This window comes from Ruminococcus sp. HUN007 (genome assembly GCF_000712055.1).
Taxonomy (GTDB): domain Bacteria; phylum Bacillota; class Clostridia; order Oscillospirales; family Ruminococcaceae; genus HUN007.
The window spans coordinates 1-25,278 of sequence record NZ_JOOA01000001.1 but is presented as its reverse complement, the minus strand read 5'-3'; the positions used below and the strand labels follow the sequence as shown (position 1 = coordinate 25,278).

The window sequence follows — 25,278 nt, the reverse complement described above, 5'->3', positions numbered from 1 at the left end:
AAAATGCATAATGAAAAAGAACTGATGAAAAAAGCGCTCCTTGAGATAAGAAATCTTAAGGAACGCTTAAGAATGGCTGGAAGTCATTCAGAACCGGCTGCTGTGACCGGTATGTCATGCAGACTGCCGGGCGGCATAAGAAATACGGATGATTACTGGGATGTTCTGTGGAACGGAAAAGATGTTATCAGTGAAGTTCCTGATGACAGATGGAACGAATACGATAAGGAAAAATATCTTGAGGATGACAGACTAAAAAAGGCGGGTTTCCTTGCTGACAGCATCGAAGAGTTTGACAACAGACTCTTCCGGATGCTTCCGGGAGAAGCAGCTTCAGTTGATCCGCAGCAGAGGATCGCACTTGAAGTGTGCTGGGAGGCGCTTGAAAACGCCGGCTATGCACCTGATTCACTTAAAGGTAAAAGAGTCGGGGTTTTCGCCGGAGCTGTTCAGAATGATTTCGGTCATGAAAACTATATGCATGAAAACAATGACGAGATCAACATAACAGGTATTGATCATTCATTCCTTTCAGGCAGAATTTCTTACTTTTTCGGTTTCAGCGGTCCGTCAATTTCCATCGATACTGCGTGTTCTTCGTCGGCAGTTGCGATAGACACAGCAATAAAGTATCTGCGGGACTACGACTGTGACTTAGCAGTTGTAGTCGGGGTAAATATCATGTTTTCTCCGGAAAGTACGAAAAAGATAGCCGGACTTGGCATTCTTTCTTCTGACGGAGAAGTAAGAGCCTTTGCGGAAAACGCATCAGGCACAGTACGAGGAGAAGGCGCAGCAGCAATCGTTCTGAAAAGACTTTCCGATGCCGAAAAAGACGGCGACAGAATAAGCAGCCTTATTATTGGTTCTGCTGTAAATCAGGATGGTGCAAGTTCAGGGCTTACTGCTCCGAACGGTTCAGCACAGACTGAACTTCTGAAGACTGCGTGGAAAAAGAGTGGTATAGGCGCATCTGACCTTGGATATATCGAAACACATGGTACCGGTACGGCACTTGGCGATCCGATCGAGGCCAAGGCGATAGCTGAAGCCCTCGGGGAACGGAAATCTCCGGTTTTTATCGGATCGGTCAAAACAAATATCGGTCACCTTGAAGGAGCAGCAGGTATAGCTGGTATTATCAAGACTTCTCTTATGCTTGAAAGAAAAAAGATGCCGGCAAGTCTTCATTTTGACAAGCCATCAGGTTTTATTGACTGGAACAGGATACCGGTTCGTGTTGCTTCTGAACGATCCGAATGGAATACAGGCGAACGTGAACGTATAGCCGGTGTAAGTTCATTCGGATTATCCGGAACCAACGTTCATATCGTTATGAAGGAGTACAGGTCAGTCAGAAAAAATGTTCCCGGAAAAATGCCTGTGTACCCGTTTGTATTTACAGCGCCATCTGTTGACGGTGTTATAAGAAATATGCGGGGACTGCTCGGATATCTGAGTAAAGGGATATATCCGGATATGACATCCCTGTCATATTCGTGGAATACAACAAGGGCTAAGCTAAGTAACCGAACCTGTATAACAGTTTCCGGAAGAAAAGATCTTGAAAAGGTACTGAAAGAGGCTGTTTCGAAAGGGCACAGCGTATCAATGGAGAGCACTGTGGCAGAAGAACCTGTAAAAACCGTTTTTTTGTTTACCGGTCAGGGTTCTCAGTACAGCGGAATGTGTAAAACTTTCTATGATAAAGTTCCGGTTTTCCGTGAAACTTTTGATTTGTGTGCTAAGTACTATAACCGAATTACCGGCTCAAAGCTTTATGACATTGTATTCAGCGGCGATTATGATCTGAAAAGAACAGTTTATACACAGCCTGCGCTGTTTGCATGTGAGTATTCGCTGGCGAAAATGTGGATCAGTCTGGGGTTAAAACCTGATACAGTTATCGGCCACAGTATAGGTGAATATGCAGCTGCGTGTATTGCTGGAGTAATGACTCCGGAAGACGCAGTTAAACTTGTAACTTTAAGAGGCCAGATACTTGAAGAATATGCTGTTAAGGGAAGAATGGCAGCAATATTTGCAGGACGTGAAAAGACCGCCGAACTGATCAGTGATCAGGATGAAGTATTTATATCACTCTCAAACAGCCGTTCGCAGACAGTTATTGCAGGTACTGAAGAAAAAACTGATGCCGTTCTCAAAAAAGCAGAACAGCTTGGTATCAGGTTCAAAGTTCTGCGTACAAGCAGACCGTTCCATACACCGTTGCTGAAAAAAGCAGCTGAAAAATTCCGTAAGGCAGCTTCGGAAGTAAAATTCAGTCTTCCTTCCATAGAGATAATTTCGAATATCAGCGGCAGACCTGAACGCGAAAGGATCGCATCTCCGGAATACTGGGCAGAACATATTCTTTCAGAAGTGCATTTCTGCGAGAGTATTGAAAACCTTGGAGACAATTCCGGCAGAATATTTGTAGAAACAGGCCCGGAACCAGTTCTTTCAGGTATTGTAGAGAGCATAACCGGGGGAACTGCTGTATGCATACATTCAGCTGATATGGACTGTGACGCTGAAGAAAGAATACCGTCTGTTATTACATCTGCATTTCTTCATGGTGCGGAATGCGATATCAGAAAGGCATATGTACTTTCCGGTGCTTCGCGCTGTGCTGTACCGAATTACAGTTTTGATAAACGAAGAATACCGTTTATCCATACATTCGCAGAAAGAAGTTCTGTAAGTGTCGCTGCGGATCTTACAGATGAAAATGAAAAGTATACAAGTACCGACAAATCAGAGATCCTCCGCAGTCTGGTAGCTGATTTTACCGGAGTGCCTGAGAATGAAATAACTGATGATACAAATCTTCTTAAACTTGGAATAGATTCTGTAAGCGGAGTAAGACTTATTACGAAAATTTATTCCGTTCTGAAGGTAAAACTACCGGTGGAACAGCTGTTTGACCACTGCAGATTCGGTGAAATAGTGACTGCGGTAAAAAATGCATCGGGTGAGGAAGAAAAGAAAAAAGATTGTGTAAAGACAGATGAAGAAAAACGTTATGAACCGTTTGCTCTGAATGATGTTCAGTATGCGTACTGGGCAGGCAGAGACAATCCTAATATGTTGCTTTCCGGAAAAGCATGCTGTGCTTATTTCGAAGGTGATATAGAGAACCTTGATACTGACAGATTTGCTGAAGCAGTAAGAAAGCTTGAAGAGCGTCATGATATGCTAAGATGCAGGATAACAGAAGACGCAGTTCAGTATATTGAACGTGAGTCTCATCCGGATATCAGAATATATGATAACATTCCAGCAAATGAACTTTCAGATCATCTGGAAACTGTAAAAAATGAAATGTCCGGTATGATCATTCCGCTCGGAGATCCTATGTATCAGATCAGGCTCACACATCTGAATGATAATTGTTACAGAATGCATTTCTACATCGACTTTATGATCGCCGATGCAGCCAGTCTTTATATTATCATAAATGATCTTGAAAAACTGTACAATGGAGATGAACTGAAACCTCTTGAGATCACTTACAGGGATTACCTGGAATTCACCCGCGAAAACGAAGAATTAATGGCGACAGAAAGATCTGATGAAGAATTCTGGAGTAAAAAGGCTGAGAATTTTCCGAAAGCACCTGAACTGCCGTATATCTCATCAGAATTCGTTTCCGGTGCCGACAGAACTTTCATTAGAAGAAGGAAGAATATATCAAAGGAAAAATGGAAGCAGTTTTCTGAAAACGCAGCAGAATACGGACTCACTCCGTCAGCAGCACTGTTTTCACTGTACTCAGAAGTACTTTCAGCATTTGGCGGTGGAAGCAGTTTTGCCGTAATGCTTACAGTTTTCAGGAGACATGATATTTCACCAGATATAGGAAAAATCGTCGGTGACTTTACAAGGCTTGCACCAGTGGAAGTAAACAGAAAAAATGTTTCGATAGCAGAAAATGCTCTGGCAATACAGAAAACCATGCACGAAAATATTGCGCATGCCGATTATTCTGCAGTAGAGTTTACTGATAAGCTCAGAAAGCTTCATCAGGATGACAGAATGTATAATGTTATTTTTACCAGTGCAGTTGGTGTACGTAATGACAGTGATATGTCTGGTTCGGTTATTGCATCAAAACTTAGAAGTATTGTTTCATCAACACCGCAGGTGTGCCTCGACCATCAGGTATTTTATGAGAATGAGGACACTGTTATTTCATGGGATACACCGGATTCTGTATTTGCAGAAGGCGTTGTTGATGCAATGTTTGAAGTGTATACCGGACTTATTAAAAGAGCTTCAGATGATAAGAAGTTCTTCAGTACTATACTTACTGATCTTCGCCCTGCTTCCCAGCGTGCTGTTCATCTGAAGGCAAATTCTACTGAGATTATCCGTAAAGAAACGATACTGACAGAGGGCTTTGAAAAGAACGCTTCGGAACATCCGGAAAGAACAGCGCTTATAACAGGCGGAAAAAGCTATTCTTATGGCGAACTTAATGAAATGGCTATAAAAACAGCTTCTTTACTTCATGAAAAAGGTGCGAAAAAAGGCGACAGGATACTGATAGACCTTCCGAAGTCATTTGAACAGATTTATGCTGTAATGGGTGTACTCCTGGCAGGATGCGTTTATGTTCCTCTGACTCATGATCAGCCGGTCGCAAGAACAAAGAGTATTATTGAAAAAGCTGCTCCGTTTGCGATCATAACTAACAGGAATACGGATGAACTTGTTCTTGAAACTGTTACTCCGGAAATGATAAAGTCCTGCAACGGAAACTTTGAAAAAACAGTTATTACTCCTGAAGACGGTGCATATATCATTTATACATCAGGATCAACCGGCGTTCCGAAGGGTGTGTATATCGCGCACGGATCTGCCATGAATACGGTCACTGATGTAAATTCAAAATACGGTATAAACGAAAAAGACAGAGCGATAGGAGTTTCAGCACTAAGTTTTGACCTTTCTGTTTATGATATTTTCGGAATGTTTACTGCCGGAGGTGCTCTGGTGCTTCCGACTGAAGAACAGAGAATAGATCCTAAGGAACAGTATGCACTTGTTTCGGAGAACGGTGTCACTGTATGGAACAGTGTTCCGGCACTTATGGATATTTTTACCGATTATCTGAAGAAGAAAAATATTCAGAACAGCACCATAAGGAAAGTAATACTTTCCGGTGACTGGATCCCGATGACTCTTCCTGAAAAGATAAAGCAGACACTTCCGTCCTGTAAGCTTACCAGTATGGGCGGAGCTACTGAAGCGTCAGTATGGTCAAATTATTTTGATGTTCATGAACTGAAGGAAAACTGGAAGTCAGTCCCTTATGGTTATCCGCTTGCGAATCAGAGATTCTATATTTTCGATGAATTCGGAAGAAGATGCCCTGACAGAGTCAGCGGAAGACTGCATATTGCGGGACGCGGACTTGCTGAGTGTTATTATAACGAGAAAGAGATCACCGAACGTTCCTTCTATTATTCTTCAGCAGCCGGTGAACGTGTTTATGACACCGGCGATTACGGCAGATATATTGAAGACGGTATTATTGAATTTCTAGGAAGAAAAGACGGACAGGTCAAAATAAACGGCTATCGTATAGAAACTGCTGAAATAGAATCTGCATTCAGAAAATGCGGAATAAGGGAAAGAATATTTGTTCTTCCTGTAGGCGACCGTGCAAAGAAAATTGCAGCATTCATTGAAACATCAGATCAGATAGATGCTTCTGAGATTAAAAAATCTCTTATGGCATATCTTCCGGATTATTTCCTCCCGGAAAATATATTTGCTGTTGACAGACTTCCTGTTACAGGAAACGGTAAAGTCGATTCCGGACGACTGACTGCGATATATCACGAGCGGTCAGAACGTATATCTGAGAATGATATGACCGATGATAATGCTGATCCTGTACTTCTGACTATAAGGAATATCCTTGGAATAAATAATATCCATCCTTCTGATAATTTCGGCAGGCTGGGTGTTTCATCTGTTGAAATGATCCATCTCGCCGATGAACTTGAAAGTGTTTACGGAATCAGACCATCTATCACCAAAATGCTGAACAGCCGAAGTGTGTCTGAAATAACTGCTATGTTTGCGGATGCAGCGGACAAAAAGGAAGAAGCGTTATCATCAGAAAAGCGTAAAGTAGTTAAGAGGGTATATGAAGATAACTCACGATATGATCCTGTAAAGAAGTATCGCGATCTCGGAATAGAGCTCTGTTCAGAAGGAGAAAAGCTGAAATTCCGTGCTGCTAAAGGTGCTCTGACCGATGAGCTTCTTGCTCAGATAAAATCAGAGAAAAGTGTGATCTTAAAATGGCTTGATTCCGAAAAAGAGCGTCTAGAAAAACTGGAAAAGTATTATTCAGAAAATGCTTATCCGCTTACACCTGTACAGAAAGCTTATCTTCTCGGAAGATCATCTGATTATGAACTTGGCGGCACAAGCGCACATTATTACGCTGAACTCGAATGGAATGATCTTGATGTGGCGAAACTTGAGAAAGCAGTCAATACGATGATTGATAATCATGATATACTTCAGTCTGTTGTTCTGGATGACGGAACTCAGGTACCGCTTGAGGAAGTTCCGTATTACAGGATAGTTCAGAGAAAACTGACTTTAACAGAACTTGAAAAATATCGCGAAGAAAACAAGGCTTTTGTTTATGAAACAGGAAAATGGCCAATGTTTGATGTATCTGTAAGCAGGACTGACGATGGCAGAACTGTTGTGCATTTCAGTTTTGACTGCATGCTGCTTGACGGCTGGAGTGCAAATATGATGATAAGTCAGATCTATAGTCTGTACAGCGGCAAAAAGGTGGATTTCCCTGATTATACGTTCAGACAGTATGTTCTTGAAAAAGATGAATGGCTGAAACAGAAGGATTATTACCGCGAAGCATGCGAATACTGGGAGAAAAATTCTCCGTTACTTCCGCCTGCACCGGCACTTCCTTACCGTGTATCTCCGGACAGCGTAAAGAAACCTCATTTTTCAAGAAAGCGATACGTGCTTGACCGTGATCTGACACTTAAACTCAATGAGAGGCTGAAAGTAACAGGAGTTACTGCTTCAGCGGCAGTTTGCACTGCTTACATGAAGATAATTTCAGAATTTGGTGGTTCAGAAGAGTTTTCACTCAATCTTACTCTTTATAACCGTCTGCCTCTGAACAGAGAAGTTTCAAAGCTGCTTGGTGACTTTACAAACTTAACTCTTGTTCCTTATCATGCTGAAGGAAGTTTTATAAAGGAAACCGAAGCGGTCCATGATCTTCTTATGAAAGCGGCTGAGTACAGGACTTATAACGGACTTGATCTGCTGAAGAGATTTTCCGGAAACAATATTTTCAGTGCTGTAATGCCTGTGGTTTTCACCAGTGAGCTTTTCGGAAATCTTGATTCCGCTGAAGATGATGAAGTATTCAGTGTTACGAAAGAACTTTATGCGATAAGTCAGACACCTCAGGTAGCACTTGATCATCAGGCTCTGGTAAGAAACGGCGAACTCGTCCTTATATGGGACTATGTTGAAGAATTATTTGAACCTGATAAAATTAATGAAATGTTTGAAACCTATGTTTCATTTATCAGAAAACTTGCTTTGTCTGATAACTGGAATGAATTGTAAATACGAAAGGACAGATCATTGTGAATGATTTTGAAAACTGGTTTCCGTTCAATAAGTTTGGGAAAGCCGGAAAAGACGCAGTTATGATTTTCTGTTTTCATCACGCAGGCGGATCCGCTGCAGTGTATAGAAAATGGCAGCTTCAGTCCGATTACAATACAGTTTTCGTACCAGTAGAACTTCCGGGTAAAGGCTGCCGTATGGGGGAAAAATACATCTATGATATGACAAAGCTTTCTGAACTTGCTGCGGAAGCAGTTGATCGGTTTGCTGACGGAAGAAGAATCGTATTTTACGGTCACAGCATGGGAGCGGCAGTAGCTTTCAGGACAGCATATGAAATGGAAAAAAGAAATATGAACAGTCCTGAAATACTGATTGTATCAGGCAGACACTCTCCGTGCGTTCATCTGCCTGACAGATTCAATACAAGCATGGATGATGATGCGCTAATAAATGAGCTGACGATAATGGGAGGAACGCCTGAAAACGTTCTGAAAAACAGAGAACTCATGAAATATCTTATACCGCATATCCGAAATGACTATAAGCTTAATGAATCATTCAACTATAACGGTGAGATGATTAGTGTTCCGGTATATGCGTATGCAGGTACACTTGATCATGACGCAGCCTTTAATATGCTTGATGACTGGAATAATGTAACGACAGCATATCTGAAAAAGCGCGAATTTGAGGGAAATCATTTCTTCCTTTTCAATCTCGGTTCGCAATATGTTACCATGCTTAAGAAGAGGATAAATGCTGCACTTGAAAATAAAGCCGGACAGAGCGCATGAGTTTTGTAAATATCCTGACGGCATCAGGAACTGAGGAGCTCACAGATCATGAACTCACTTTCATGATGAGTTTCCTTCCTGAAAGCCGTATAAAAAAAGCATACAGCTACATTAAACCATCTGATATGAAAAATTGTATCGCAGTATACTTCCTTCTGTTTTATTCCTTTTATAAAGAAAGAAACAGCAGAGATATGCCCGCTGTAGTATGTGCCGACACTGGAAAAACCTTATTTTGATAATGAAAAAAGTCTTTTTTTCAGCCTCTCACATTGCAGAGGAGCGGTATGCTGCGGTCTTTCTTCGTCTGAAATAGGTATTGATATTCAGGACAGGATAACTCATCTGGATTCAGTAATGGATTTTGCGATGAGCAGTAATGAGAAAAAACTGATTTCACTTTCTTCGGATCCTTATATGTACTGTTCAGGTCTGTGGAGCCTGAAGGAAGCTTTCTTAAAGTATACCGGAAAAGGTCTTACAGAGAAAATGAAAATGTATGATTTTTCAGATTGTCTGTGGAAGACAAAACAGCGAGGAAAACTTCATTTTTTATCACTGTGTGATAATGAATATTCTGCCGGAATATGTTCGGAGTGTCAGGTTTGTTCATATGAAAGCAGAAATATCAGGGGATATATTTCAGAATTCAGAAATTGGTTATAAGGAGGAGCTCTGATTGAATTTTTTTTACTGACAGGCGATGCAAGCGCTGCTATATACAAGAGGATTTAAACAGTAACATCATTCTTGACCAGAAGGGAATATGTTCACTTTGCCGTCTTGCCCAGAAAGAACGTGAACCGGACTGGATGCTGCTTAAAAATGTTTTTGAGGACACGATAAACCAGCACAAGGGCAAAGGCGAAAAATATGACGGTGTAGTAATGATGAGCGGCGGTAAGGACAGTGCTTATCTTGCATGCACGCTTCGCAGAAAATATGGTTTAAGACTTATAGGTTTTATCAACGACATACATTATGAGTACAATCAGACGTTTGAAGGAGCTGAAAATATCTGCAGAAAGCTGGATATGCCGCTGCATGTAAACAAGTTCGATGAAGATGTAATGAGAAGATATTTCAGGTTTCTCTTTACTTCAAAGGAACTGAAGGATGGCGGATTCGGCCATATATGCAATTACTGCGGCCGCTTCATGATAAGAGCTGCTGCTGATTTCGCTCTAGAACATGGTGCTCCGATGGTATTCTCAGGACATAATCCTGAACAGGTAGTCGGTATGGGGGAAAGCTTTGAAACAGATCCTAAACGAATAGTAAAAAGAGAAGCTATTCGTGAAATGATAAGGGAAAGCGTTGATAAAGCAAGGAAAATAAGTTCGGAAAAAGCGCCGGACATTATTGACTATTTTCCGGAAGAACTATTTCCGGATGGGGTAAAGGGAGTTTTCATGTATCAGTATTTTCCTTATAAGCCGATGGAGATGATTGACTATATCACAAAGGAAATGGACTGGAAACCAATGAAAACAATGTCGTCCACATACATAGCGTCCGGATGCAAGCTTGCTCATCTGTGGTCATATCTTGCGTACAGAAACAAAACTGTAAACTACGTTGACAAGGAATTATCCGAACAGGTTAGAAAGGGCGTTATTTCGAAAAAAGTAGTTAAGGAATTCTATGAAAATGCGTATGACAGTACAGAGATAATCAACGATATTCTCGCTGATCTTAAAATAGATTCGATTGAAACTTTACTGGAGGATTAAAATGTTAAGTGAAATAAGAAAAAAGGTTAATCAGACAGATCATGATATTCCTGAGAAGCTTCTTCATGAAGACTTTTTCCGCAATGCAGCGGAAGATCCGGTACGTATAGCGGTTGCTCAGCGTGACGGTAACGGTGAATATGAATATTTTACTTACGGAATGATCGCTGATAAAGCACTCCGATACAGCAGTCAGCTTAAGAAAAAAGGTTTTAAACCCGGAGATATAGTAGCAGTCGTTATTGAAAAGAGTGCAGAATATATCAGCGCGATAATGGGCATACTTGCTGCTGGCTGCACTTATCTGCCGATGAGTTCTTCAGTACCTGATGAAAGAAGAAAATTTATATGCGAAAAAGCTAATATCAGCGGTGCGGTTACTTCAGAAGAAAATAAGGTGTTTTTTGAAAAACTGAACATAAAGACAATAACTCCGTCAGAAGCAGAAACAAGTGAAGCGGAAGAGTCTTATACAGAAATTCCAGTTGCTTCTTCAGCCTATATCATCTTCACTTCCGGTACGACAGGTACACCGAAGGGCGTTGAGATTCAGCACTATGCTGCTCATAATACTATTGCAGATATAAATGAGCGTTTCGGAGTAAGCAGGAATGATGCGGTATTTGCTGTTTCCGAAATAGACTTTGACCTTTCAGTATATGACGTGTTCGGACTTCTTTCTGTCGGAGGGAAAGTGGTCATTTCTGACCGTGGAATGAAAAAGGAAGCCGGCCTCTGGAAAACATTTATGGCACATGAAAATGTAACGGTATGGAACTCTGTACCTATGCTTTTTGAAATGCTTATCTGTGCCGATACAGAAAATGAAGCAGCAGGAAAACTGAAACTTGCTATGGTTTCCGGTGACTGGGTATATCCGTCACTTGTTAATAAATTCCGTGAGAAAAACAGCAGTGCACGTATGATTGCTCTTGGCGGTGCAACAGAAGCTTCAATCTGGTCAAATTATTTTGATGCCGGAAACAATACTGATCCGGATTGGAAGTCTGTTCCTTATGGCGTTCCTCTTTATAATCAGAAATACAGAATAGTAAAGGAAGATCTCACAGACTGTGAAGATAATGAACCAGGTGAGATTCTTATTGGCGGTAAAGGTCTTGCAAAAGGATATATAAATTCGCCTGACCTTACTTCAGAGCGTTTTATAACAGATTCCGGTGAGCGCTGGTACAGAACAGGCGACAAAGGAATGTACTGGCCGGACGGTAATATCGAATTTCTCGGCAGACTTGATGATCAGGTCAAGTTCGGCGGTTTCCGTGTTGAGCTTGGTGAGATAACCGGAAAGCTTCTTGCTCATGAAAGCGTTAAAAATGCACATTCTGTAATGGTGCAGAACAGCACAAGACAGTATCTTGCATCGGTCGTTGTTGAAGCAAATGACGGTTCTAAATGCGTTCCGGAGATCTTAAGCACTGAAAGCGATAATACAGATATTCTTGCAGCACAGAAGCAGGTAAACGGTTTTGTAATAAAGAAGATCCTTGGTATTGAAGACTGCAGTATCAGGGTGAACATTGACGATCATTTTACCAGTCTTGGATTTGTTCCTGAACACAGAAATCTTTATGATTACTGGATCGAAAGTCTGAAAAATGACGGAATAATTAAACTTGAAGACGGAATAATAACTGCTGGTGATCGCTTTGATATTACACCTGATAAAGAGGTGTATGAAGCTTTTAAGGAAATTATCGAAAAAGCTGATTTTATAGCTGATATCCTGAAGGGGACCCGCGATAAAGCTGATATGCTGAAAGATGAGGTGCTGTCACCTGAGAAGCTTTCAGCGCAAGAACCAGGAATACTGAAGAGCATTGATATTATCGCCGACAGGATAAACGATAAGTATGATGATGACGGAATGAATATGAACATTGCATTTACAGGTGCCAGAACAGGGCTTCTTGCTAAGTACCTGCTTGAAAAGGTAAGCGATGCGGATGTTTCACTTACTCTTATCGATTCATCAGAATTCTTTATCGCACAGGCAAAACAGAATCTTGCAGATGAAGACTGCAGTTTTGAAATAATAAAGGAGTATGTTCCGGAAGAATTAAGAAATTCTTTTGATATGGTAATTTCAGTAAATGATTTTCATACAAAAGAAGATATTCCTCATGCAGTTTTCATTATAAAGGATATGCTTAAGAAAAACGGTACTGCTTTTGTAACCGATCTTAAGGAAATGCCTCCTGTTTCCGGAATTACTGCAGCTGTTATAGAAAACGGATTTGAACGTTTTACTGAAGAAAATCGTCCGGTATCAAAAAATCCGATAGTTCCGCCGGAGAAAATGTGTGAATACTTTGCAGATGCCGGTTTCAGAAAAGTTACCTGCAGAACAATAGAAAAATCCGTTTTTATGTTTATTGAAGCGTCAGAAAAGAATATAAACGAAGCACTTTCAGTAAATGCACTTAAATATTATCTTTCAGGACAGCTGCCTGAATACATGGTACCTGAAAAAATAATATTCCTTGATAAAATTCCGCTTAACAAGAACGGAAAAGCAGACAAGGATAAAATAACAGAACTTGTTTCCGAAGAAAACAATATTGAACTTGTACCTCCGAAAACAGAAACTGAAAAGAAGATCGCAGAACTCTGGAAAGAAATTCTTTGCGTAAAGGAAGTAGGTATCAACCAGAGTTTCTTCCAGGCAGGCGGTGACAGCCTTCTTGCAACGCATCTGCTGACAGTTGTCAAGAAACAGTATGATATAGAACTATCGCTCAAGGAAATGTACAATGATCCAACACTTGAAGCAATCGCAGCATCTATCGACGAAAAGCTTGCAGAAAATAATGATGATGATACGGAATTCGGGGAAATATGATAATAAAAGGAGTATTACAATGTATTCAGATTCACTTGCACTAAGGCTTAAAAACAGAGCTATTGAAACTCCGGATGAAGTTGCATATATCTATCTTGATGAAAACGACAGTGAAAAGTTTACCTTTAAGCAGATATACGAAGCAGCTTCTAAGTACGCTGGGTTTCTTAAGAACAGAGGAGTCGGAAAAAATGACAAATGCATTCTGGCTTTCAGACAGAACATAGAAGTAGTTTATGCGTTTTTCGGCTGCACTATGCTAGGAGCATCCGCTGTTCCGCTTGATTTTCCTTATAAGGATGCTGATTTTGAAAAAACCGGAAGAATAATAAGCAGGTGCAAAGCAAAATGCATACTTACCAATGATACAGAGTCAGAAAATCTTAAAATGATATCTGAAAAAATGTATGATTCGATTCCGGTATACAGTTTTTCAATGTCTTCAGGCAGCGTACCTGTAAATGAAGTGGTTTTCGGTGATGCCGCACTTCTGCAGTTTACATCCGGTTCCACAAGTGAACCTAAGGGTGTTGTTGTAACCAACGAATCACTGAGTGCTAATATGCGGGAAATTGAAAGCAAGATGCATTTTGTCAGATCAGACAAGTGGGTAAGCTGGCTTCCTTATCATCACGACATGGGACTTATAGCAGGACTTCTTACAAGTGTTTACAGCAACATTACTAATATCTTTATGTCTCCGCTTATATTCAAAAAAGACCCGATGAAATGGTTCAGAGCGATCAGTGAATTCGGAGGAACTCATACAGTAGCCCCTAATTTCGCATTTGAACTTCTCTGTACACTGCTGAAGAAGAATCTTGATGCCGGAAATCCGGATAAGATCTCTCTTGCTTCAATGAAATCCATGCTGAGCGGATCCGAACCTGTACGTTTCAGTACATTTATAACATTTCTTGATCTGGCGAAGAAATTCGGCATGAGAGATGATATCATCAGGACTGGATACGGACTGGCTGAGGCGACCCTTGTTCTCACAGTAAACGATATTGATGATCCTATAGGATGGGTAAAGGCTGATAAAGAGGCACTTTCAAGAAATATCGTAAAGATAGAAGAGAGCGGACGTCTTTGCGGCAGTATAGCTGTCGAAGATGAAAACGACAGTTCATATACATACCTCATAGGAAACGGAGTACCGATAGAGAATAATCAGGTGTTTATTACTGATTCGGACGGAGAGATACTTCCTGAACTCCGTATCGGTGAGATATGTGCAGCCGGACCTACTCTGGCAGAAGGGTACTGGGATTCTGAAGAAGCTACAGAAGCAGTGTATAAGAAAGACAGAAACGGCCGAAGAGTTCTTCACACCGGTGACGCAGGTTTCTGGGGCGAAGACGGTGAGCTTTATGTTACCGGACGTTTCAAAGATCTTATAGTTATTCACGGTGCGAACTATTATCCTGCTGATATTGAAGAAGTAGCATCCGGCAGCGATTCGGCACTTAGTTATGCTGCGTGTGCATTCTCGGCTTCGGACAGTGAAGAAAACAGCCTTGTTATAATTCAGGAAATAAAGAATGAAAATATTACTTCAGAAAAGGTGAAAGCTGCAGCAGAAAATATCAGAAAAGCAGTTCTTTCCACTTTTTCTCTTCCTGTAAAAAGCGTCGTAATCGTAAAAGAAAACTCAATTCCGAGAACGCAGAGTGATAAAATACAGCACAAGAAAACTAAAGAATTATATCTTTCTGACGGACTTGAAAAAGTAGTTTATGTTCTGGAACCAAAGGAGAGCGGCAGTCTTTCAGATGCGGTGATCAGAAGCGAGGATGATCTGAAGAAAATCATTATTTCCGAGGTCGCTGAAGCAACAGGTGTTCCTCAGGATAAAACTGATGCCGACATGCCTTTTATGCAGATGGGTATCAATTCCGAGATGTCAGTGAGCATAGTTGAAAAGTTCAATACAATTCCGAATGTCAAGCTTGATATAGCTGATATATTTAACCACAACACCGTGAACAGTTTTGCATCATATCTTTACAGTAAATTTATAGCTAAGAAAGATAACGATAAAGATCTTGATGCACTTGATGAAGATGAACTTGCTGAGCTGCTTGCGGCAGAACTTGATTAAGAAAACACAGAGGAGAATATGGCTTGAACGCAATTGAAGAAAGCATTAGCGGGATCGTAAACAGTTTTCTTGCTGATGATGAAGAGAGAAGAAAAACTGACGATTCTAAAATATTCAATCATCCGGACAAGGATGTTATAGTTGAGATACTTACAGATCTCAGAAAAATAATTTTTCCAGGATATTTCAGAAACAGATCCATCAAGGTGTATACTCTCAGAAACAATCTTTCAATGCTTCTCGAGGATGTAATTTACAAGCTTACAAAGCAGATATCAATTGTTCTTGGCGAAGAGGATAACAGATCAGAAGAAGCCGAGAAGTTATCTCTTGAATTTGTAGGAAAACTCGGTAAGATCAGAGAGTATATAAAAACTGATGTACAGGCAGCTTACGACGGTGATCCGGCTGCTTTCAGCGAGGATGAGATCATCTATTCATACCCGGGACTGTTTGCAGTACTTGTCAACAGGATAGCGCACGAGCTGTATCTGCTTGGAGTTCCTGTAATTCCGCGTATGATGACTGAATATGCTCACAGCCAGACTGGAATCGATATACATCCGGGTGCTTCAATAGGAAAGTATTTCTTTATCGATCACGGAACAGGTATAGTGATCGGTGAAACGACAGAGATAGGGGACTATGTCAAGATCTATCAGGGTGTAACGCTTGGTGCGCTTTCGACAAGAGGCGGTCAGCTTCTTAAAAGCAAAAAACGGCATCCGACCATCGAAGACAATGTTACGATATATTCAGGAGCTTCTATCCTTGGCGGTGATACTGTTATAGGAAAAAATGTAGTAATAGGAGGAAATGCTTTTATTACTCACTCTGTATCTGACGGCGCAAAAGTCAGCGTGAAAAATCAGGAACTCAGATATAAATTTGATTCGGCTAATTCAGTTGAGAAAGTTGAATCGGAAAATGACAATGAGTGGTTCTATATTATATAACGCTCTTATTTGGAAATATCGGGTGAGGGGAAATAAAGTCACACCGACAGGAGGATATACAGGTGAAGAAATTTTTTACTTCAGAATCAGTAACAGAAGGACATCCGGACAAGATCTGCGATCAGATATCGGATGCTGTTCTTGATGCAATACTTGAGAAAGACCCGGCTGCCAGAGTAGCGTGCGAAACAACTGCTGCGACTGGTATGATCATGTGTATGGGTGAGATAACAACCAGTGCATATGTCGATATTCCGAGTATAGTAAGGAATGTGGTCACTGATATTGGCTACGACAGAGCAAAATATGGTTTTGACGGTAACACATGCGCAGTTATAACTTCGATCAATGAACAGAGTGCTGATATAGCTCTTGGTGTTAACAAGGCTCTTGAATCGAAGGACGGCAGTGAGAATGATGCTGATGCGATCGGTGCAGGTGACCAGGGCATGATGTTTGGTTTTGCGTGCAACGAAACCAGGGAACTTATGCCTCTTCCGATCTCTCTTGCTCACAGGCTTGCTCTTAAACTTACGGAAGTAAGGAAGAACGGTACGCTTAATTATCTGCGACCGGACGGAAAATCACAGGTAACAGTTGAGTATGATGACGGAAAGCCGGTAAGAGTTGATACGGTGGTTATTTCTACTCAGCATTCAGAAGACGTAAGCCTTGAAGAGATCAGAAAGGATATTATGGAATATGTTATTAAAACAGTTATTCCATCTGAATTTCTTGATGATAATACAAAGTACTTTATCAACCCGACAGGAAGATTTGTAACAGGCGGTCCTATGGGCGACTGTGGCCTTACAGGACGTAAGATTATTGTTGACACATACGGCGGATATTCAAGACACGGCGGCGGAGCTTTTTCAGGAAAGGATCCGACGAAGGTAGACCGTTCAGCAGCTTATGCAGCACGTTACGTTGCAAAGAACGTAGTTGCTGCCGGACTTGCTGACAAGTGTGAAGTTCAGCTTGCGTATGCTATCGGTGTTGCAAGTCCTGTATCTGTTCTTGTAGATACATTTGGAACAGGTAAGACTGATGATGACAAAATAGCAGAAGCTGTAAATAAGGTTTTTGATCTCAGACCTGCATCAATTATAGAAAAACTTGATCTGAGAAAACCTCAGTACAGAAAACTCGCGGCATATGGTCATATGGGACGTGAAGATCTTGGCGCAGCGTGGGAAAAGACAGATAAGACTGAAGAACTGAAAAAAGCTTTAGGTTTCTGATAAAAAGCTGGTTAATTCACTTATCCATGTGAGAAGCGGAACAAGTTCCTAGCAATAATACAAATGTAAAGATCGGCATCAGCAAAATGGTTGAACTGTTTTTGCTGATGCTGCTTTATTTTGTACTAAGCGCCGATAATTCACTGATATGGTAAAAGAGGCTTGAATTTCTAAATATACAGTGATATAATTATAAGCGGAAAGGTTAGCAGCGACTAACTATCAGGGAAACGCTGATTTATGAATAAATCAGCGTGGGGTTCGGGGCGAAGCCCCGAAAATCCCACCTTCGGAAATCCGGCAAAGCCGGATTTCCGATTTAATCAGTGTTTCCTTAGACATAGAAAAGGAGCAAAATAATCATGAGTGAACAGGAGAAAAAATTCCTCGAAGTACGCGGACTCAAAAAGAGTTTCGGCGAAGGAGAAACAAGACAGGAAGTACTGAAAGGTCTTGATTTTACAGTTGGAAAGGGAGAATTCTGTGTTCTTCTCGGCCCGTCAGGTTCCGGTAAGTCCACGCTGCTTAATATTCTCGGAGGAATAGATAACGCAGATTCAGGCGATATCATTATCAATGGTGATAAGCTTGAGGAAATGAACGAAAAGAATCTGACTCTGTACAGAAGAAAGCATCTGGGATACGTATTTCAGATGTACAATCTTATACCAAACCTCAATGTTAAGGAAAATATAGAAACAGGTGCATATCTTTCTGACAAGCCGCTTGATATTGATGAGCTTTTAAAGATTCTTGGTCTTTACGATCATCGTTATAAACTTCCGAATCAGCTTTCCGGCGGTCAGCAGCAGAGAGTTTCCATAGGACGTGCGATAATCAAAAATCCAGATATACTTCTTTGTGATGAACCGACAGGTGCGCTTGATTACAAGACTTCCAAGGAGATTCTTAAACTCATTGAAGAAGTAAACCAGAAGTATGGAAATACAATAATAATGGTTACTCACAACGAAGCTATAAAGAATATGGCTGACCATGTGATCAAGTTCCGTGACGGTAAGATAAGGCATGACATAATCAATACTGAAAAGATCACTGCCGAAGAGCTCGACTGGTAAGGGGGCTCCGGTATGGAAAAGAACAGTATTTCATTCGGAAAGCGTCCGCGTGATCCGATGGTAAAGCGTGTCTGGAAGGACATTTGGCGTGATCGAAGACGTTATATAATGATTTTTCTTATGCTGGTAACGGTCATAGGATTTGTTTCCGGTATGTATGTCGCCAATAACAGTATGCTTACCACGCTTGATGAAAATGTTACGATCATGAAGCGTGAGCACGGACATTTCCGCCTTTCGGACAAAGCGGATGAGGAAACGATCAAAGCTATAGAATCAGGTGAGAAAGCTGATGTTGTATCAGTATTCCGTGAACGTGCCTATGATGAGGCAGAGGATGAAGTTATTGACGCCGTTGAAGATGCTGTAGCGGAAGAAGTAGAAAAGCAGGTAAAGGCAGCTATACTTGAACAGGTTTCTGCAGCTGTTACCGGTCAGCTTGCACAGGCTGAGCAAGCTGGTATGAAATATTCCGACGAGGAAAAACAGGCTGCTATCGACAAGGCTTATGACAGTGCTTTAAGCGAAAACTTTGACAAGGCATATGAAGAGGCACTGAAAACTGCAAAAGAGTCTGAAGATTACGACAAGGCTCTGGACGAAGCTTTTGAAAAAGCACACAAGGAAATAGATGATAAGATAGATGAAAAATATTCTGAACTTTCAGAAAGATATGAACTGGATGAAGAATTTGATCCTGTTCCGGTCACAGTTTATGAGCTTTTCTATAAGGATGTAGATGAAATACATAAGAATACTGGCACGAATGATTCAAAGATAAGAGTTTATCCTGAAAGAAATGACATCGATCTGTATGACATACTTGATGGTCATGCTCCTGAAAATGATAAAGAGATACTTATCGACCGTATGCACGCAGACAATGCCGGAATAAAAACCGGCGACACTATTTATGCAGGAAAAACGAAGTTTGAAGTGTGCGGACTTGCTGCTTTCGTTGATTATTCGACATTATACGAGAGTAACACTGATTCCATGTTTGATGCACTTACTTTCAATGTGGGTATGACCACAGACGAAGGTTTTGCCAGAATCAGAAGCAATACAAGTTCAAATTATGCATTTACTTACAATAACGCTCCGGCGGATGAATATGAGGAAAAAGAACTTTCAGACCATTTTCTTAAGGTACTTTTAACTCAGGTGGCGGCTTCAGAAAATGAAGATCTTGAAATAAAGGATTTTGTTCCTGCCTATGCAAACAATGCAATGAATTTTGCCAAAAACGACCTTGGATCAGACAAGGCGATGGCAGGAGTGCTTCTTTACATTCTTACAGCAGTATTTGCATTCATTTTTGCAGTAACTATAAGTACAACCCTTGACCAGGAATCATCGGTTATCGGTACACTCAGAGCTTCCGGTTATACCAAAGGAGAACTGTTACGCTATTACATGAGTGCTCCGCTGCTTGTAGTTGCTTTCGCTGCGATCGCAGGCAATGCACTTGGCTATTCATTTTTCAAGGATACTGTTATAGGAATGTACAATAACAGTTATAGTCTGCCGAAGTACAGAACCATCTGGACTCCTGAAGCATTTATTCGTACAACAGTTATTCCTCTGGTTCTCATGCTTGTGATAAATCTTGTTGTAATTACAAAAACTCTGCGTCTGTCACCTTTGCGCTTCTTACGACATGATCTTAAGCAGAACAAAAAGAAGAAGACCATGAGACTTCCGAGATGGAACTTCCTCTCACGTTTCCGAATGCGTGTATTCCTTCAGAACATTCCGAACTATCTGATGCTTTTTGTAGGAATCACATTCGTTATGCTGCTGCTTTCCATGGTCGTTGGCTTACCGGAAACTCTTTCATATTATCAGAATAATATTGAAGACGGTATGTTTGCCAAAGAACAGATCATTTTAAGTACTACTGAGGATGAAGACGGAGACACTATTACAACTGCCGCTAAGGATGCCGAGATCTTTTCCGTTTATTCGCTGGAAAGAAAATCTGATACATACAACGAAGAAATTTCAGTTTACGGTGTTGCAGAAAACAGTAAATATATAAATCTTGACAGTAAATATGAAAAGAATGCAGACGATGATGAGGTCTATGTTTCGAAAGCTTATGCTGACAAGTACGGAGTACAAGCCGGGGACACTATTGTTCTTTCTGAAAAGTATGAGCATAAGGACTACACATTCAGAGTATACGATATTTACGATTATACTGCTGCTTTAACAGTGTTTATGAGCAACGACAGATTCAACCATGAGTTCGATAAGGACGAAGGAAGCTTTACCGGATATTTAAGCAATAACCCGGTTAATGACATCGATGAGGAATACATTGTTAAAAAGATCACTGTGGACGATATGCTTAAGATCGCCCGTCAGCTGGATCACTCTATGGGTGCCTACATGGTTTACTTCCAGTATGTTTGCGTTATCATTGCTGCGATCATCCTTTATCTTCTTACAAAGATCATCATTGAAAAAAACGAACGAGCTATTTCGATGACTAAGATCCTTGGCTACAGCAACGGTGAGATTGCGTCGCTCTATATTATACCGACTGCGTTAATGGTATTCTTCTCGGAATTCATTGCAATATACCTTGGTTTCGTCCTTATGAAATTTGCATGGCAGCTAATGTTAATGAGTATGAGCGGGTGGTTCGACTTCGTAATGCCGGCATCAGGATTCGTCAAGGAATTTGTTCTTGTATTTGCAGCTTATCTTATAATCACGATTATCGACTACATTCGTATTCGTAAGATACCGAAAGTTCTTGCACTTAAGAACGCTGAATAAATCGAAAAAAATTACGTTCACTAAACATTATACTTTCTGTTTCATGCAGAAATGGTAATATTAAGCCGTTCATAACTGGACGGCTTTTTTCTTTGTGTTTTATCTATTATGCCTATTTTTAAAATTAGTGTTTCAAATGGCTTGACAAAGCAGTAAGCGTATGCTAATATAATAAGCGTACGCTAACCTGATAATTGAATTATCGGTAATTCAGTTTTCAACGAAAGGAGGAAACATATGTCAGTACCCGACAGAAGTATTGACCCGCGTCTGCTTGCCAGTGCAGAAGCAGAGTTTCTTAATAAGGGATTCGTAAAGTCGGATCTGAAAACGATCTGTGAGAATGCCGGTATTACGACTGGTGCAGTCTACAAACGCTACAAAGGCAAAGAGGACTTGTTCTGTGCGCTTGTTGACGAAATAGCAGAGCGGCTTGAAGTATTTATTGAGGAACGATCGAATATCGACTTTTCCAAACTTTTGGATAAGGAGATATACGATACATGGCAGATGACCTATGATTCGATGTTACCACTGTTCAGTTTGCTGTATAAGTATCGTAATACGTTCACCATGCTGATCGATAAGGCGGCAGGGACAAAGTATGAGAATTTCAATCATGATTTTGTAATCAAAATGAGCTATGCCTATGAACAGTACTACTCAGAATCAAAAAAACGCGGCTTAGCGCAGGCAGAGGTAACACGTGATGAGTTCCATGTACTGCTTTCTTCTTTCTGGACTTGTATCTGTGAGCCATTCGTTCACGATATGTCCTGGGAGCAGATTGAGGAGCACTGCCGTATTATCTGTCGGTTTTTCAACTGGAAAGAGGTCATTATTTTAAGGAAAGGCGATGTAAACTTTGTTTAACAAGATCAAGCCCTATATGGGCAGCTACATCAGGTACACTTACGCGGCACTGTGGACAATGCTTGTTTCACTTATTGCCTCTATGGTACCTTTTTTTATGGTGTACCGAATCATCAGACCGCTGATAGACGGCGAAAAGTTATCAGCTGGTTATTTAGCGATGCATATCGCTATTATTTTTGTATGCGAGTTAGTTCATGCTAATCTTTATGTGCTTGGACTGAAATTTTCACATATCTCAGCATACAATACGCTGAAAAATATTCGTATATCCCTGCAGAAAAAACTGGAGAGACAGCCTCTCGGCACGATCCACGACATGGGAAACGGTAAGATAAAAAAAACTGTTCACCGATGATATTGAGCAGGTCGAACTTATTCTTGCCCACGCTATTCCTGAAGGAATTTCAAATCTCGCTCTGGCGCTGATCGCTGTTGTCTGCATGTTCTTTGCAAACTGGAAACTTGCTCTGCTGGCACTTTGTTCTCTTCCGCTTGGCCTTTTTGCAATGGGGATGATGTTCAAGGCAGGAATGGCGAAAATGAATGATTATTACACGTCTGCTGCAAAAATGAACTCCACGATCATTGAGTACGTAAACGGTATGGAAGTAGTCAAGGTTTTCGGACGCGATGGTGAATCCTACAAGCGTTATGAGAACGATATTAAAAGCTACCGTGATTTTACTCTTGCATGGTACAGGATCTGCTGGCCGTGGATGGCTCTCTATACTGCTCTTATTCCGTGTGTTGCGCTCGTGATGCTTCCGGTCGGTACAACGATGGTTGCAAAAGGTACTGCTTCACTTGCTGATCTTGTTCTTGTGTTCTGCCTGACGCTGTCTATCGGAGGACCGCTGCTTAAGGCGCTGAACTTTGCAGGTAAATTCCCGCAGCTTAACTACAAGGTTGACGAGATTGAAAAAGCCATGGACAATGCTCCGCTTAAATCTGAAAATCATCCGTTTAAAGGAACTTCACATGAAGTAAAGTTTGATGATGTACATTTCGCTTACAAGGAACAGGAAGTACTGCATGGCGTTTCACTGGGACTTGGCGAGGGAACTCTTACCGCTCTGGTCGGTGAATCGGGCAGTGGTAAATCTACGCTGGCCAAGCTTCTTGTACATTATTATGACCTGAACGGAGGTAAGATATCTCTCGGAGGTCAGGGCATTACAGATATGAGCATTGAAGCTCTTAATGATAATATTTCCTATGTTTCACAGGAGCAGTTTTTATTCAACACGACACTGTATGACAATATTCTCATAGGAAAACCTGATGCTTCCCGTGAAGAAGTACTTGCGGCAGCTGACAAGGCTCAGTGCAGTGAATTCCTTGAGCGTCTTCCTAAGGGCATTGATACTATGGCTGGTGACGGCGGCAAGCAGCTTTCCGGAGGTGAACGCCAGCGTATTTCTCTTGCAAGAGCGATACTGAAAAATGCACCAGTTATTGTTCTTGATGAAGCGACAGCATTTATCGATCCGGAAAACGAGGAAAAAATGAATGCAGCAATAGGTGAGATTATCAAAGGTAAAACCGTCCTTGTCATTGCTCATCGTTTACAGACGATTATTAATGCGGATAAAATATGTGTTATGAAAGATGGAAATATCATTGCCGCCGACACTCATGAAAAGCTTCTGCAGAGCTGTGAGGAATATCAGAAACTCTGGAACAGCAGTGAAGCCAGAGCGAACTGGACGATTGGAAATGAGGTGAAAGCATGATCAGTATGATAAAGCGTATCCTTGATGTTTCGGGTAAATATAAGGGAAGAATATACGGAGCGTTTGTCCTGTCATTTCTTAAAGGCATGCTGATGAAGTCTCCTGCAATTGCAACATTTATGATCGTATCGGCTTTCATCGACGGCGAACTCACGAAGAAGGCTGGCGTTTATGCTGCTATTGCGCTTGTACTCAGTGTTGCAGTACAGGCAGTTTTTCAGAATATAGCTGACAGACTGCAAAGTGCTGCCGGTTACATGATATTTTCTGATATGCGTATGAAACTCGGTGAACATCTCCGACACCTTCCGATGGGATTTTTCACAGAAGGAAATATCGGACGAATCAGCTCGGTACTGTCTACAGATATGGTCTTCATCGAAGAAAACTGCATGATGGTGCTTGCAGATGTAATGAGCTACCTGTTCTCACAGATCATTATGATACTGTTTATGTTTTTCTTTGACTGGAGACTTGGCCTTGCTTCACTTGCTGTTACTGTTTGCATGATAATACTTGGCAGAGGTATGGTGAAAAAAGATCTTTCTCATTCAAAGGAAAGACAGGATGCCTCTGAAACACAGACTAAAGCGGTACTTGATTTTACAGAAGGCATCGGTATTATCAAGACCTATAATCTGCTCGGTGAAAAATCAAAGGAACTGACAGACAGCTTTGAAAACAACTGCAAAGTCAATCTTGGCTTTGAAGAGGCACATGCACCATGGTCACGTGGTGTGAATATGATCTACGGCGCCGGTACTGTACTTCTTCTCATAGTTTCGACATGCCTGTATTTTAAAGGTGCTATGCCGCTTAATTACTACATCGGTATGCTCCTTTTCCTTTTCGACCTGTTTGTACCGATCAAGGCTTTCTATTCTGAGGCGGCGAGACTTACAGTAATGAGTGCCTGCCTTGACAGAATAGAAGCGCTTTTTGCCGAAAAACAGCTTGATGACAACGGTACACAGACTCTTACAGACAGAGATGCACCTGAAATTGAATATAAAAATGTAACATTTGCCTACGATCAGAAAGATGTTCTCAAAGACGTTTCCTTCAAAGCTGATAAGGGCACAATGACTGCACTGGTCGGCCCTTCAGGCGGCGGAAAAATCTACTATTGCAAGCTTGCTTACACGATTCTGGGATGTTAAATCCGGTGAGATTCTCTTAAGGGGTACTGACATCCGAAAGATCCCGCTTGCAACACTCATGGACAATATCAGTATGGTGTTCCAGCGTGTTTATCTGTTCCAGGATACAGTTTACAATAATATCGCACTTGGAAGACCGGATGCGACTCGTGAAGAGATTATTGAAGCAGCGAAAAAAGGCGCGCTGCTATGATTTCATTATGGAACTGCCGGATGGGTTTGATACAGTAATAGGTGAAGGCGGAGAATCGCTTTCGGGAGGTCAGGCACAGCGTTTTGTCGATAGCAAGATGTATTCTGAAAGATTC

General features: G+C 41.2%; 12 protein-coding genes and 1 pseudogene. All 13 read left to right on the top strand.

The features are described 5' to 3' along the window. Nucleotides 1-3: 3 nt before the first annotated feature. A complete protein-coding gene (locus tag CC97_RS00070) occupies nucleotides 4-7,638 on the top strand; it encodes a hybrid non-ribosomal peptide synthetase/type I polyketide synthase (protein ID WP_044973023.1) in 7,635 nt (2,544 codons plus the stop codon). Between the two features lie 20 nt (nucleotides 7,639-7,658). Continuing rightward, nucleotides 7,659-8,438, top strand: a complete 780-nt coding sequence (locus CC97_RS00065) for an alpha/beta fold hydrolase (protein ID WP_044973021.1) — start codon at nucleotides 7,659-7,661, stop codon at nucleotides 8,436-8,438. A gap of 812 nt (nucleotides 8,439-9,250) precedes the next feature. Next, entirely contained in the window at nucleotides 9,251-10,171 is a 921-nt protein-coding gene (locus tag CC97_RS00050; protein WP_049962566.1) for a hypothetical protein, read from the top strand. A 1-nt stretch (nucleotide 10,172) separates the two neighbouring features. Then, nucleotides 10,173-13,031: an amino acid adenylation domain-containing protein gene (locus tag CC97_RS00045; protein WP_044973014.1), complete on the top strand. Its 2,859-nt coding sequence runs from the start codon at nucleotides 10,173-10,175 to the stop codon at nucleotides 13,029-13,031. Between the two features lie 19 nt (nucleotides 13,032-13,050). Beyond that, a complete protein-coding gene (locus CC97_RS00040; protein ID WP_044973012.1) occupies nucleotides 13,051-15,135 on the top strand; it encodes a non-ribosomal peptide synthetase in 2,085 nt (694 codons plus the stop codon). 23 nt (nucleotides 15,136-15,158) lie between these two features. Beyond that, entirely contained in the window at nucleotides 15,159-16,091 is a 933-nt protein-coding gene (locus CC97_RS00035; protein ID WP_044973010.1) for a serine acetyltransferase, read from the top strand. A gap of 62 nt (nucleotides 16,092-16,153) precedes the next feature. Further along, the gene (gene metK / locus CC97_RS00030; protein ID WP_044973008.1) at nucleotides 16,154-17,335 is read left to right on the top strand and encodes a methionine adenosyltransferase; all 1,182 of its coding nucleotides are present in this window, start codon (nucleotides 16,154-16,156) and stop codon (nucleotides 17,333-17,335) included. A gap of 362 nt (nucleotides 17,336-17,697) precedes the next feature. Further along, nucleotides 17,698-18,414 (top strand): ABC transporter ATP-binding protein, encoded by a 717-nt coding sequence (locus tag CC97_RS00025; RefSeq protein WP_044973007.1) that lies wholly within the window; start codon nucleotides 17,698-17,700, stop codon nucleotides 18,412-18,414. A gap of 12 nt (nucleotides 18,415-18,426) precedes the next feature. Further along, complete coding sequence (locus tag CC97_RS00020) at nucleotides 18,427-21,201, top strand: FtsX-like permease family protein (RefSeq protein WP_044973006.1); 2,775 nt, start codon at nucleotides 18,427-18,429, stop codon at nucleotides 21,199-21,201. Nucleotides 21,202-21,438: 237 nt separating this feature from the next. Then, nucleotides 21,439-22,074: a TetR/AcrR family transcriptional regulator gene (locus CC97_RS00015; RefSeq protein ID WP_044973005.1), complete on the top strand. Its 636-nt coding sequence runs from the start codon at nucleotides 21,439-21,441 to the stop codon at nucleotides 22,072-22,074. Next, nucleotides 22,067-23,810: pseudogene (locus tag CC97_RS00010) on the top strand (ABC transporter ATP-binding protein). The gene CC97_RS00015 and the pseudogene CC97_RS00010 overlap by 8 nt, the downstream one beginning before the upstream one ends. Continuing rightward, entirely contained in the window at nucleotides 23,807-24,970 is a 1,164-nt protein-coding gene (locus CC97_RS00005; RefSeq protein ID WP_049962565.1) for an ABC transporter ATP-binding protein, read from the top strand. The pseudogene CC97_RS00010 and the gene CC97_RS00005 overlap by 4 nt, the downstream one beginning before the upstream one ends. Next, on the top strand, nucleotides 24,945-25,163 hold the full coding sequence (locus CC97_RS20705) for a hypothetical protein (protein ID WP_049962564.1): 219 nt from the start codon (nucleotides 24,945-24,947) through the stop codon (nucleotides 25,161-25,163). The genes CC97_RS00005 and CC97_RS20705 overlap by 26 nt, the downstream gene beginning before the upstream one ends. The last annotated feature ends 115 nt before the right edge of the window (nucleotides 25,164-25,278 follow it).

What these genes read in the sequence shown, in the direction of transcription:
- CC97_RS00070 (WP_044973023.1), top strand. Translation starts at nt 4, where the DNA reads ATGCATAATGAAAAAGAACTGATGAAAAAAGCGCTCCTTGAGATAAGA.
- CC97_RS00050 (WP_049962566.1), top strand. Translation starts at nt 9,251, where the DNA reads ATGCTGCTTAAAAATGTTTTTGAGGACACGATAAACCAGCACAAGGGC.
- CC97_RS00045 (WP_044973014.1), top strand. Translation starts at nt 10,173, where the DNA reads ATGTTAAGTGAAATAAGAAAAAAGGTTAATCAGACAGATCATGATATT.
- CC97_RS00040 (WP_044973012.1), top strand. Translation starts at nt 13,051, where the DNA reads ATGTATTCAGATTCACTTGCACTAAGGCTTAAAAACAGAGCTATTGAA.
- CC97_RS00025 (WP_044973007.1), top strand. Translation starts at nt 17,698, where the DNA reads ATGAGTGAACAGGAGAAAAAATTCCTCGAAGTACGCGGACTCAAAAAG.
- CC97_RS00020 (WP_044973006.1), top strand. Translation starts at nt 18,427, where the DNA reads ATGGAAAAGAACAGTATTTCATTCGGAAAGCGTCCGCGTGATCCGATG.
- CC97_RS00015 (WP_044973005.1), top strand. Translation starts at nt 21,439, where the DNA reads ATGTCAGTACCCGACAGAAGTATTGACCCGCGTCTGCTTGCCAGTGCA.
- CC97_RS00005 (WP_049962565.1), top strand. Translation starts at nt 23,807, where the DNA reads ATGATCAGTATGATAAAGCGTATCCTTGATGTTTCGGGTAAATATAAG.